The organism is Cellvibrio sp. (assembly GCF_053579595.1).
Genome location: NZ_JBRFPI010000093.1, coordinates 1 through 13,018, shown reverse-complemented (window position 1 = coordinate 13,018; position 13,018 = coordinate 1). Strand labels below are relative to the sequence as shown.

General features: G+C 42.3%; 13 protein-coding genes and 1 pseudogene. 5 read left to right on the top strand and 9 right to left on the bottom strand.

Annotated elements, in window-relative coordinates; translation table 11 throughout:
- A pseudogene (locus ACWA6V_RS08025) lies at positions 1-260 on the bottom strand (GDP-mannose pyrophosphatase); the annotation flags it as partial.
- A gap of 185 nt (positions 261-445) precedes the next feature.
- On the opposite strand from ACWA6V_RS08025, the gene ACWA6V_RS08020 reads away from it, so the two are divergent.
- The 5 genes from ACWA6V_RS08020 (at position 446) to ACWA6V_RS08000 (ending at position 4,783) form a co-directional block, all read left to right on the top strand.
- Positions 446-1,540 carry an XdhC family protein gene (locus ACWA6V_RS08020; RefSeq protein ID WP_449521992.1) on the top strand — a complete coding sequence of 365 codons (1,095 nt, stop codon included), beginning with the start codon at positions 446-448 and terminating at the stop codon, positions 1,538-1,540.
- Positions 1,541-1,550: 10 nt separating this feature from the next.
- Complete coding sequence (locus ACWA6V_RS08015) at positions 1,551-2,231, top strand: nucleotidyltransferase family protein (protein WP_449521991.1); 681 nt, start codon at positions 1,551-1,553, stop codon at positions 2,229-2,231.
- 164 nt (positions 2,232-2,395) lie between these two features.
- Positions 2,396-2,701, top strand: a complete 306-nt coding sequence (locus tag ACWA6V_RS08010; RefSeq protein WP_449521990.1) for a Trp family transcriptional regulator — start codon at positions 2,396-2,398, stop codon at positions 2,699-2,701.
- Positions 2,702-2,737: 36 nt separating this feature from the next.
- Complete coding sequence (locus tag ACWA6V_RS08005; protein ID WP_449521989.1) at positions 2,738-4,129, top strand: anthranilate synthase component I family protein; 1,392 nt, start codon at positions 2,738-2,740, stop codon at positions 4,127-4,129.
- A 3-nt stretch (positions 4,130-4,132) separates the two neighbouring features.
- Positions 4,133-4,783 (top strand): anthranilate synthase component II, encoded by a 651-nt coding sequence (locus ACWA6V_RS08000; RefSeq protein ID WP_449521988.1) that lies wholly within the window; start codon positions 4,133-4,135, stop codon positions 4,781-4,783.
- A gap of 260 nt (positions 4,784-5,043) precedes the next feature.
- On the opposite strand, the gene ACWA6V_RS07995 is transcribed toward ACWA6V_RS08000, so the two are convergent.
- The 8 genes from ACWA6V_RS07995 to ACWA6V_RS07960 all read right to left on the bottom strand — a co-directional run.
- Complete coding sequence (locus ACWA6V_RS07995) at positions 5,044-5,739, bottom strand: SDR family NAD(P)-dependent oxidoreductase (RefSeq protein ID WP_449521987.1); 696 nt, start codon at positions 5,737-5,739, stop codon at positions 5,044-5,046.
- 106 nt (positions 5,740-5,845) lie between these two features.
- A complete protein-coding gene (locus ACWA6V_RS07990; RefSeq protein WP_449521986.1) occupies positions 5,846-7,078 on the bottom strand; it encodes an amidohydrolase family protein in 1,233 nt (410 codons plus the stop codon).
- Between the two features lie 45 nt (positions 7,079-7,123).
- Entirely contained in the window at positions 7,124-7,735 is a 612-nt protein-coding gene (locus ACWA6V_RS07985; RefSeq protein WP_449521985.1) for a flavodoxin family protein, read from the bottom strand.
- Positions 7,732-8,316, bottom strand: coding sequence for a hypothetical protein (locus tag ACWA6V_RS07980; RefSeq protein ID WP_449521984.1), 585 nt, complete (start codon positions 8,314-8,316; stop codon positions 7,732-7,734). The genes ACWA6V_RS07985 and ACWA6V_RS07980 overlap by 4 nt, the downstream gene beginning before the upstream one ends.
- Positions 8,313-9,719 carry a phenylacetate--CoA ligase family protein gene (locus ACWA6V_RS07975; protein WP_449521983.1) on the bottom strand — a complete coding sequence of 469 codons (1,407 nt, stop codon included), beginning with the start codon at positions 9,717-9,719 and terminating at the stop codon, positions 8,313-8,315. Before ACWA6V_RS07975 ends, ACWA6V_RS07980 begins: the two co-directional genes overlap by 4 nt.
- A 10-nt stretch (positions 9,720-9,729) precedes the next feature.
- Positions 9,730-10,320, bottom strand: a complete 591-nt coding sequence (locus ACWA6V_RS07970) for an anthranilate synthase component II (RefSeq protein WP_449521982.1) — start codon at positions 10,318-10,320, stop codon at positions 9,730-9,732.
- Positions 10,317-11,699, bottom strand: a complete 1,383-nt coding sequence (locus ACWA6V_RS07965) for an anthranilate synthase component I family protein (RefSeq protein ID WP_449521981.1) — start codon at positions 11,697-11,699, stop codon at positions 10,317-10,319. The genes ACWA6V_RS07970 and ACWA6V_RS07965 overlap by 4 nt, the downstream gene beginning before the upstream one ends.
- A gap of 69 nt (positions 11,700-11,768) precedes the next feature.
- Positions 11,769-13,018: MFS transporter (locus ACWA6V_RS07960; RefSeq protein WP_449521980.1), on the bottom strand; the 1,250-nt coding region annotated here is incomplete at its 5' end.

The following is a 13,018-nucleotide window of genomic DNA, read 5'->3' as shown; positions in this document are numbered from 1 at the left end:
AAGGGGGCGCAGGTTTGAATCAGCATTCCATCGATGTTGTCATTGACATAGGTGGGCAGGGGAAACTGGCGGGTCAGTATGACGGTGCCTTTCGCGGAGTTGTAGAGCAGTATGGTTGAGCCATTGCCCCGGTCATAGGCCTCCCGATGTTGTTGTTCCCAATCGCCATTGGGTTTTTGATATTCAAATGAATATTTGTTCAAGGTGTACCAGTTATTTGAAAGAAGGGTTTTGCTGATATTTCTGATTTTGTCGGTCATAGGGGCTAGGGTCCGATTAGTAAAGCACCCACTCTCTATAAATTGGCGGGAAAGGTCAACTTCTGTGGATGCCAATTGTCATAGTGCTGTTTAGTTTTGTTAATCCCGCTTTCATTATCATCGCGTCGGTGGGATTATCTGTCGGCTCAGTAGTCCGATAACGGTAACAATACGGATACCTGTCTATGTCCAATCATTTTTACCATCTGCTCGCCTCCTGGTTGCCGCTGAAAGATGAGGCCAATTGGGTTTTAGGTGCAGTGATTCATACGCGCGGTTCGGTGTATCGCAAAACCGGTGCGCTTATGTTGCTCAGTGATGCAGGGCATCAGTTAGGGTTATTAAGCGGTGGCTGTATAGAATCAGATTTGCTATTGCAAGCGCGCAAGGTAGTGGCTTTGGGTAAATCGCGCCGTGTGGTTTACGACGCGGCGGATGACAGCAATATCGCTTGGCGCCTTGGTATAGGTTGCGGTGGAGCGGCAGAAATTTTGTTGCACCCTTGCCATACGCAAAATGACTTTCTCCAATTGCCTGCTGTGCTCTCTTGTTTACAGCAACAACAAGCGTGCAATTATGCATTGCAAGTTGATCAGGCGCGCGCACGTGTTACATCCTGCCCACGAAAATTTTCGCAGCGCCAACACGGTAGTCTGCAGTCCCACTCTGCAGGGCTTGATGGCATTGGCAGCGATGAAGAAAACAGTCTCGTCACCTTAATTAATCCACTGCCACATTTATTAATTCTTGGCAGTGGTGTCGATGTTATTCCACTGTGCCATTTGGCGCTGGTGATGGGGTGGCGCGTGACTCTGGCCGATCAGCGGTTAAATTCCGCCAAGCGCGAAAATTTTCCAGCCGGAATTACTGCGCTGAATGTATCGGCAGCGGAATTGCCAAACGATTTACTGCAACAAATCGATGGTGTAGTGATTGCCCATCATAATCTGCGTTTGGATGCAGCGGCAGTTGTCGCATTGCAAACGTGCGAACTGATCAATCCCTATATTGGTTTACTCGGCCCCGCCAAACGCAAAGCAGAAGTATTGGCGACAGCAGGATTGAGCGAGGCGCAATTGCGCTATCCCATCGCCGGGCCAATGGGGTTAGCGCTCGGTGGTGATTTACCTGAAAGTATTGCGTTATCGGTATTGGCTGAATGCCATGCAAAAATCTTTGGCAGTAATGCGCTGCCTTTAAGTGAAATGGCTCAGGGCGACATGCAGATGCAAGCTTTTGTTACCAACGGAGCAGACGCGCCAATTATTCTACGAGCATGAGGGCATCCTTATGATGGCTGACAAGATAACAATGGATTGCCTGATATTAGCTGCCGGTAATGCGAGCCGTTTTGGTGGTTGCAAACAATTGGCAGATTGGCAGGGGCGGCCGTTGCTGGCTACCAGTATCGCCACTGCACGTACACTTGAACCTGCGCAAATCTTTGTGGTGGGAGGAGCCTTTTATCCCCAACTTTTGCAGGCGCAGCCGGAGCTGGAAGCAAAATCAAAACGATTTACGGATCGCCCCATTGAATTGTTGGAATTTCCCGCGTGGAAATTGGGTGTGGGAAATTCACTTGCATTTGGCATTAAACATTTGCAAAACAGCAATCCGGTGTTGGTATTGTTGGGCGACCAACCGCTCATTAGTGCGCAGGACTTGCGCAATTTGTATCGCGCCTGGTGTAAAAATCCGGGCAAGATAGCTTGCGCCAGTTTTGCCAATACCCTGGGCGTGCCTGCGATTTTTCCGGCGCACTTTAAAGCGCGGTTGTATGAGTGTCGCGGTGACCGTGGTGCAAAAAATTTGCTGTTGCGTTACACCAACCAAGTTGTTCCTGTTGCTATGCCCTCGGCTGAATTTGATATAGATACTCCAGCCGATCTCACTACTTATTTGAAAAAGTCCTTTAGAGGTTCGCATTTATCGTTATCTAACAATAAGTATCTTAAAGCGACAATTAAATAGTTAGCCAACCGAATTAATTTATCAAAAAAAGTCCCAGAATTTTCTTGCGATTAATAGCAGAGCATGCAGGCTTTTCATTTGCCGCCATAGGCTATTGAAGCTTAAAAACTTTATATGTGCAAAGTATTGCACAAAGTTACCCCTTTGAACTATCATACTAGTACATGAATACACCGCCCCTAAAAAATACACGTTTTATTGACTGCCTCTGCATGATTGTGGAGGCTGAGGATATGGAGGCCGTTTTAAAGGCGGTGTTAACCCAGAAGGAAATTAAGGAAATTGAAAACCGCCTGCAGATTTTTGAGATGCTCTCCGAGCATATCCCCCAGCGTGATATAGCAACATCGTTAGGTGTGGGAATCGCCACTGTCACGCGTGGCGCGCGTGCCATGCGTGAAGGCCAATTTGACGTCCTGGCTAAACACTTGAGTAAAGTAAAAAACGCCTCTAGGAAAACGACCCCATAATTAATCTGCTTTTTCGAAAAGTTGAGACAACCACCGATGACTCAGAACAATATTCAACCATTTAATTTACCAGGCAAGCCGACATATCTAAAATTGACTGAAGATTTTGACTTTTTTCAGCTTTTCCGCTGTATTGAGAAAAAATATAAAATTTGTTTTTTGTTAGAGTCTCTCGGTGAAGAAAGCTATATCTCTCGCAACCACATTATCGGTTTTGATCCTATTAAAACCGTGTATGCACCTGACTACCATACGCTTTGCATTGAGGATAACAAAACAGGGCTGGTAGAGACATATGAATCCGAAAACCCTTATTATGATTTGCGAAAAATTATCCCACAAAATGTAATTTCCCGTCGTTATGCCGGTGGGCTGGTTGGATTTATTGGCTATGATTCTGTTAATTTTTTTGAGCCGGAGTTGAAAATTCAATCGAGCAGCATGTTCGAACCTTTTAAATTTGGTGTTTTTTTGGATGGTCTTGTCTATGACCAAATGACCGGAGAGATTTTTTATTATTTTTACGAAGACAATCGCTTTGATGAAATAGAAGCATTGTTGCATCAAGAGGTTCCCGTATTCGGCGATATTTCTGTAACTCATTTGGGTGATTCAATGGAGCGCGCAGAGCATGAATTAGCGGTTCATAAAGTCAAAGAGGATATATGCGAGGGACTTATTTTTCAGTGCGAAGTTGGCTTTAAATCTCGGTATAAAATCACAGGTGATACCCTACCTATTTATGCCAAGCTGCGCGAAGTTAATCCATCGCCGCACATGTATTACATGAAGTTTGGTGATCAAAAAATAATAGGTGCTTCGCCCGAGCTACTCTTCCGTTTGCGCAACGGTGAGATGGAGTCATTTCCACTAGCGGGAACTACATTGAGAGGAAAAAGTAGCGCTGAAGATACGATATTATCCCGAAAACTGTTAAACGACCCAAAGGAAATCGCAGAGCATAATATGCTGGTTGACTTGCATCGTAACGATATTGGTCGGGTTGCACGCTTCGGTACGGTAAAAGTACGCAGTTTGATGGACATTAAACGCTATTCTCATGTGCAACATATTTCATCAGAAATAGTAGGTATTTTACGACATGATGAAGATATGTTTTCGGCGTTGGCCTCCAATTTCCCAGCTGGAACATTGACTGGTGCACCTAAAATTGAGGCTATGAAGATAATTAATGATTTGGAAGTTGATGGCCGCGGTGTGTATGGTGGGGCGCTAGGTCAATTTTGTTTTAATGGTGATTGTACTTTTGCAATTCCAATACGCACTGTTTTTATTAAAGGTGAAGATGCTTATGTGCAAACCAGTGGGGGTAATGTTTATGACTCCAATGCCGCTGATGAATATCTTGAAATTGAGCGTAAACTTTCAGCAATGCGTAGTGTGCTATCTACCTTTAAAGGAATCTAATAGATGCGCGTATTAATTATCGATAATTATGATTCTTTCACCTTTAATTTATATCAATATACCGGTGAAATATTAATGGCAAATCGGGTGAAACAATCATCAATTGAGGTTGATGTTATTGTTAAGCGAAATAATGAAATTAGTACTGAGGGTATAAAAGAATTAAATCCTGACAGGATCATTATTTCACCCGGCCCAGGTTCTCCGGACGATGTGAAATATTTTGGCGTATGCAGTCAAGCTATTTTGGAGCTAGGGCAAACAATTCCGCTAATGGGTGTATGTTTGGGGATGCAAGGTATTGCGCACTGTTTTGGCGGTCGGGTTATTCGCGCGCCCATACCAATGCATGGAAAAATTTCAGCGATTCAGCATGATAGCAGAGGCCTGTTCAAGGAAATGCCGCAGAATTTGGAAATTATGCGTTACCACTCGCTCATGGTTGAAGCCTCCAGCTTACCTGATTGTTTGGAAATTACCTCAGTAGTTAATGATTCAGTAACACCTTTTAGTAATCTATCTGAGGCCGCATATCAGGGGCAGGTTATTATGGGGGTGAGGCACAAAGAATATCCTATTGAAGGAATTCAATTCCATCCTGAATCATTTGCAACCGAGGGGGCAAAGACAATCCTGGCAAATTTTTTATTGTAAACTCAGCTGAATAAGTTGCTGCTCAGGTTATTGGTGTCTTGCAATTACGTGAGCGGCAAGTTACTTTAATAGCCACATCAGGCCGTGGTTATTTGATCAGCCGCGCAACCCAGCAGCAGTTCTTGCGCTGCAATAGCAGCTTGGTTCCGGTGAAAAAATAAACAGCAAAAACAGTAATTGCAGAAAATAACTTTCCCCGTTATGAACCAGCAAGCACCGATACCTACCAATATAAAAAATCTAGTTCACGTGGTAATCCTTTATTGAAGTCCGCCATGTACGCTCAATAACGCATTATTAACGTACTGGTTTTCTTCATTCAGTAAAAACGTGACTGCCTTTGCGATATCGGCGGGCGCTCCAAATTGTTGATTTAAAATGCGAGATTTATATTCCTCTATGCGCTCTCGCGGAATTTTTTGCGCCATCGAAGTATTAATAATTCCAGGGCTGACAGAGTTGACTCGTATGTTTGGCGCCAAGGCCAGCGACAAGCTTTTCGTTAAATTTATTATGGCGCCTTTGGAAACACCATAAGCAACATCTTTACTGCCATTTTCTCCACTGATAGAAGCAATATTTACAATCACCCCTTTGTTATGATTTTCTTCAAGGACACGCGCAAACCACTGGGAGATAAATAGCGGGGCACGTATGTTGACGGCCATTATTCGTTCGTAATCGAAGAGCGATAGCGTGTTAAATTCTAGCGCTTCATAGAGGCCGGCATTATTTACCAGTCCGTACAAAGAATCGGCATATTTTTTTTCTATGTGGTCCAGGCACGCTAACAATTGCAAATGGTCGGCTAGGTCAGTCTGATAATAAATATCCGTGACTGTTGCTTCCGAGCCTATATCCACACCAATAACAGTAAGCCCTTGGGACTTAAGTTGAGCGCATATAGCTTGACCTATGCCGCCATTGGAGCCGGTAACAATTATTGTTTTTTCCATTGTGCGGTTTTATCTCATTAATTAGGGGTTGATATCTGGGAATATTTGCACTAACCCCCGAGTGTTGACAGTAGGGAATAGTAACAGATTTGAAAAGAGATAGATTTTACCCGGTAATGCATTTTCCGGCGATAAACACTTTTTCGATATTATTCGCTAATGCGTGAATATCCAGTGATGGATCGGCACTAAGTAAAATCATGTCGGCTTGCATACCATCCCGTAGCTGGCCAATACGCTGATCCTCCCCGATCATTTTTGCACCATTCGAAGTTGCCCATTTAATAATGGTGACAGCTGGTATGTTTAATTTTTCCTGAAACGTAATTAATTCTTGATGATATGTGCCATGCGGTGTCCATGCAAAACCAAAATCATCTCCGATTGCGATATTAATACCCATTGCTTCGGCCTTGGGTAAAAAGTTCATAGTATTTTCAACTTCAATGTGAAAGTCTGATTCCTCTGGGTGCTTTCCGTATTTGCTACCATTGGCAATATATTGCAAAGGTTGGTAGAAGCTAGGGACAATACTGATATTATTTTCTTGAATTAGATCAAGGCTTTCCTGATCCGCATAGGAGCAGTGATCAATAATATCTACTTTTGCCTCGATTGCATTTTTGATCCCGCTCAACCCTCTGGCGTGACAGCGTACTAATGTGGAGCGACCATGGGCTATGGCAACGATCTGCTTTAGTTCGGCCAGTGAAAATAATTCCTCACTTGATCGCGCGTTAGGAAATTGATCATCACCGGTTGCAAAGGTTTTTATTATCTTTGCGCCATCATCTATTTCGCGGTTAACAACCTGGTTTATTTCCTCACCGTCCACAATAACCGGCATATAGTCCTTGGGAATGTGCGTTACTTTTTCTTTATTGCGCGAACCAATAGGTCCGGCCGCCATAATATCCCGGCTACACGGAACCAGATTGGGGCCATCAAACAGCCCACCCTCGATAGCTTCCTTTAAATAGACATCAATACAGGCAACAGATCCTGCTCCCACCATGGTGGTATAACCAAGCTGCGCTGCTTTTTTCGCGACTTTTGCGGCTATGAATGACAGCCGGGTGAGGGGGTGCTTGAACAGTACATCGCGCGCGCCACAAACGTCGTCGTAAGCTATGTGTGTGTGTGCAAAAACCAAACCTGGAATTAACGTCTTTCCGCTGCCGTCAATAATGTTGATATCACCTAAATCTGATATTGTCAGGTTATTTACATTGCAAATTTTTTCAATTTTTCCATTTTTAATGTAGACATTTTTCCCTAAAAGGGTAGCCCGGCCAACGCCCTCCTGGACACCAACATTGTAAATAACAAAATAGCTCAATATTATTTCTCCGTTGTTATTGTGGCAATCTTATTGATTGCCTTGTTAAGGGACTTCTTCCAAATGGATGGTCTGATTTAGCGAAGCCGTAGTATTTTTGGACAATAATTGATGAAAAGATATTGTCCGAAGCAAGCTGGTTTTTAATGAAGACCAGGCTTCATGGTCATTATCAGGGGAGCCGAGTTCTGACCGAAATGTAGGTGGGAAACCGGAGCCAACGATTATGCAGCGGTTTAACAAAAAATTGAGAATCATCTGGGAAAAAACAGATTCATGTGAATAGCGACGACCAACTACAGCGACTATTCCCATCTTATTTTGCATAGGTCGCCCCTGCGGGCGCATAAAGCCATAACCTAAGCGTTCAATAAACGATTGCATGCGGCTGCAAGTTCCGTAGGCGTGTACGACGGGAATATAAAGTACCGCATCAGCAGCGATAATTCTTTCCGAAAGCAACGCCATATCATCATTGATGCTGCAATTCATTTGGCTGCACTTGTTGTCAGCATCACATAATTCAATACGATACTGATTTAGCCAGATAGCATCAACGCTTACCTGGTCTGCGCAAAACCCCACTATTTTTTTCAAAAGTTTTGCGCTAAACCCGCCCTCATCTCTATTAGAGCTTAAGACAATAGCCAGCTTCATGTTTTTTTCCTGAAAAAAAGCCAGCTCATATCGACACCTTGCTGTGTGTGAATTACCTCCAAATCAACCTCCTTCAAACCGCCATCATTGGTGATGCATGCATCTGCTTTCCCATCTGCAACATCATTTGCTGCTGCCAAAGTTGATGCGCCTATCACCAGCTCATAAGGCTCCGGTGTGCAGTGAGCAAATTGTTTTTTTAACATATGCTCTACCGCGGAACAGGTGGCGATCTTCCGTGGTTTTGTTACACCTTTAGCATGGGTAAAGTGATAGTCCGGCGTTTTATAAATAATAGAACCTAACAATTTAAATTCTGCTGACCAAAAAAATTCTGTCACCTGAGTATAGGCCGCCGGAATCATGGCAATATCAATTTTTGAATTAATCAATGAAGAATAAATATCTGAAAAATTATCAATCAATACCCTGCGGCGATCCAGATCATTTTCATCGCTCAACAGGTAGTTCAGCGTGTGATCGCATGATGTTCCTTTGGGGCCCAAGGTCCCAATAAGAACATCCGGGTTTTTATCGATATGGTTTTTAAAATCCTGTACCGAACTCCAAAATCCACTCATCTGTAGCCTCTATTCGCAGCCATTTTTTGTGCCACCTGGGTTTCACTATCAATTTCCTTTGTGCGGCGATCAACAATTCTAGCTGCCTTCCATGAGACAAAGGCAGCAGTACTGACTACTTGATCTAACTCGCCAATAACCTCTACATTGGCATTGATGCGTAATTGCCTTGCACAACTTGCTTTTACCGCCGCAAGCATGGTCTCTATATTTGGCGTGTTTTCTGCGAACTCCAATTTAATGTCTAAATAATCTTCGCCATTTTTTTGATCAATGATAATTTGATATCCATAGCAATGGGTTACCTGGTCCAAAATACTGCTTTCAATATCAAATGCCGAAAACATATTACCATTAAGTTGAATTCTATCTTTAGTTCTGCCGATGATATTAATTTTTAGATCATAGGGTTCCGGTCTTTCTGTTTTGTAAATTTCAACAAAATCACCGGTTCTGTAGCGTACCAGGGGCTTAATGCCATTAATTAACATGGTGAGGCATAGTTCACCTTTGCCTGTAGAGCCTAAAGATTTATTGGTTTCAGGGTCAATAACTTCGAATATATAGTTAGGTTTGGCAATATACATGTCGCCATCCGAACGGGATGACGCAATTACAAATGCTTCTTGTGATCCATATAGACAATTGAAAACTTGTGCACCCCAAATAGAGGTAATGTTTTTCATCAATCCAGGAGTGGACATCTCTCCGGTAAGGAATATGGCTTTGACTTTAAAATCTTTCTTGAGATCGTAGCCATAGTGTTTCGCAGATTTCATCAAATTCATTGCTACACCAGGGGTGCAAGCAATAACTTCTACACCATAGGTGTTCATTAACTCCAATGCTTTTGGAAAACCGATAACGGGTGAGTAAGGCCAGATTTTCATATTGCATACATTCATGTTTTGGCATACAGATCCCAATGTGTCGCCAAAAGAGTGCACCTCTGTTGGGCCCATAAGTCCAACTATCGGGCGGTAGTCTTTACCAAATACGGAATCGAAAATTTCCCGCCATGCGGCTGTCACTTGCGAGTTACTGGCAATTGCTTCTTTATAATCTCGTGGGCAAGGTGTTGCACGCCCTGTGGTGCCAGTTGTCTCATAAAAATATAGTGCGTCATTAAGGCTTCCACTGAGTATGTCGCCCATATTTTCGCGCAAGTGATCTTTTGTGGTGAAGGGTATTTTCTCAATATCCGCAAGCGATTTTATATCCCCATAGTTAATATGTTTCTGGTAAAACAGTGAGTTTTTTGTTTTTTCAATGGTCGCTATAAATTTTGTTTCACGCCATTCTTTCCAATCGCTATTGCTTAGCTCGCCTGTTTGATAACGTTTATTAAAGTCGACGTATTCTTTGGTAAAACTATCATTGGCAATTTCTGTAGGTAACCACATATATTTCTCACTAATTCAAATTTACAAAGTTATTTAATATTGTTGCACCTGCTAGTGTTGCAACAGATTCGGGATGAAATTGAACGGCATAGATACCGCTGTTTTCATTGTTAAATGCCATTATTTCCTGTTTTTCATTGTTGGTTACCGCGGTAACCTGAAAGCGCTCTGGTAGTGTTCCTGGCTCTACCACAAGAGAGTGATAGCGCATCACAATGGGTGATTCAATTTCATTAAAAAGCGGGCATTTACCAATCAGTTTTATTTCGGATGTGCGTCCGTGCATAATTTCCTGCGCCGTGGTGATATTTGCACCGTAATAGGCGGCAATACCTTGATGCCCCAGACAAATCCCCAAAATTGGCCGGTGTCCAACGTAGTAATCAATGACATCAAGGCATCGGCCGAAATCATCTGGGTTTGTTGGGTTGCCTGGGCCAGGGGACAAAATGACATGGGTGAAGCTATCTAGTGAAAAATGTTTCTCCGCGAGCAGATCATTACGGATCACTGTAAATTTTACTTTTTCGTATCGGCTAATTACCTGAGGTACGTTGTAAACAAATGAATCGTAATTATCGATAATTAAAATATTTTTCATGCTATCTCCTTGCCACATGAGTACATTTTTCGCAAACATTCTTCGTACTCATCTTCTGCAACTGAATCAAGAACAATGCCTGCACCCGCTCTAAGATGCACACGATTGTCGGCAAAAGTGACACTTCGGATGATGATGGAAAAATCTGCGCTGCCGTCAAAGTTCACAAAGCCAATATTTCCGCTGTAAAACCCTCTGGCGCCATCTTCAACTTCCTGAATAATATTAATGCTGCGAATTTTTGGCGCCCCGGACATAGTGCCCGCAGGTGATGCGGCACGCATAAGATCCAGTGCGGTTTTATCTTTGGCGAGCTTTCCGGTTATGTCTGTTGCGAGGTGCATGACATCTTTGCAATATTCAATGTAGCGATAACGTTCCACTACAACGCTGCCATCCTCACATGCCATACCCAAATCATTTCTGGCCAAATCGACCAGCATAGTGTGCTCAGCGTTCTCTTTTTCGCAGCTTAGTAAGTCTTCCTCATATGCTTTATTGGCGGCGGGATCATCCGTAAGCGCTCGGGTCCCGGCCAAGGGGGTCATGCGCACCACGCCTTGCTGATCTAATACAAACAAATTTTCCGGTGATATTCCGGCGATATAAATATCAAAAAATTTAGCGATAAATTTGTAGGTGCTGTGATGCCGGTAGAGTTTACTGAAGGTGTCAAATGGTGAGCTTTTTTGGATGCGATGATATTTGTGACTTAAAACTGTCTGGAAGCTATTTCCCTTGCGTAAATTTTCCTTAATGATTTCAACGCGTTTATAGAAAGTTTCTTTTCCTTGTCTGTCTTCACTAGCATTCCGATGAAATTCAGGGAATGGCGTTAGCACTTTATCTGCAATGAATTCATTGTGGTGGTCGGTTTTTTCCAGTCTTTTCAGAAAGTTTGATATTTTTTCATGATTGCAATCAGCATTGACTACATGCACTTCATTGGTTGTCATGTTTTTTATCAAATAGGTATCAAACATACCAAAAACAAGTGGTGGAACTGCTGCATCGGTTATTTCGATATCAAGTAGTTGGCTTAATCCTTCGAAGGATGCGGCACCAATTAATCCACCTCTGAAAAACGGAGTGTTGTAACTTTGAATTTTTGTTCCGAAATTATTTAATTCAGCATTAAGGTATGCAATAGGGCTTTTGTTATCCAGTACAACACATTCTTGTGAATAATCGGTGTTGTTTACTCTCTGATGGAGATCAAGCGCATTTAGATCATGATGAAATTGATAAATGCGCAGGGGTAGCAAGGCGATTATTTGATATTCGTGTTTCTGATAGATAACGTAAAAATTGCCCAACGATAGTTCATCGTCTTTGAAGCAAGCAATCAAATCACTAGTATTTTTTAATCGACAATACATCTTAAATTCCTTGAGATATTTTTATCTTTAGCACTGAATTTATGTGCACGCCTTGCGGCGTGCTCATGCCTAAGCTGCTTTAGGGGCGGGCGATTTAACGAATAATGCAGTTAGCGTGGAGAGTGCCGTAACGCCGACAAGAAAATACACGCCACCATTAAAACTTAATCCTGTTACTTGCTGCTGATTTGCAACCATCATCGAAAATAATGCAACTCCTAGTGATGAGCCCATCTGCATGGAAAAGCTATTGAATGAGCTGAATCTGCCTCGCTCCATCGCGTCAACTGAAGCTACAGATAAAGCTTGTAACGGCCCCATTCGAAGGGAAATGCAACTTAAATAAACTGCCATCAGTGCCGCTACAACATAAATATTAAAAGTAATGCTGACAATTAAAGCCAGCGCTAGCATTACCAATATATTGCTTATTAGGAATGTCTTGGAAATGCCTAATTTTTTTACCCAATACCCGGATTTCATCGAAACAAAAACTGAAATAAACCCGGTTACACCATAAATTATTGTCAGCGTTAATAAATCATAGCCGTGGTTGATAATCCAAAGCGGAGAAAAAGTAGCGAATGCAGTGACAACAAATTGAAAGCTGAAAAACAGAGCTGTAATTTTTGTAAGGTTTGAATTGCCCAGAAATTTAAAATAACCTGCCAATGAATTCAGGTAGCCAGTTGTTTGTGCTTTCTTACATTTAACATGTTCAACGCCCACAAGAATGAAGATGAATAGCATTACGGAAAGAATACTTAAGCAGGTAAATGCAGTTCGCCAAGATGATAAATGTCCCACCAAAATGCCCAACGGTACACCCACAACAATGGCAGCAAACATGCCTGACATTACTTTTCCCATCGCAACCGGAATGGATTGAGGATTATTTTTTGAAATATAATAATCGCCAACGTATGCAAACGTATTTGAAGTCAAAATTCCAGCAAATAAACCACAAAGAATTCTAAATATGTACATGCTTGCTGCATCCCATGCGGCACCGCAAAAAAAAGTACACACTGAAAATCCGACAAGCGATATACAAATACTTTTAAATCTTCCAATTGAATCGCTAATGGGGCCATAGAGCAATGCGCCAACGCCAACGCTTAGCGTGTAAACAGTTACTAAATTTGCTGAAAGTTGCAGGCTCATGTTCAAGCTTGCAGATATTTCCGATAAGAGGGGAGCGATAATAAAATTTTCTGAATATATTAAAAACATAATAAGGCAGAGAGATAGAGAGAATGCGTTTTCGCTTTTTAGAAATGCACATTTTAAATCATCTTTAGTTGAGTCAGTGGAGAACC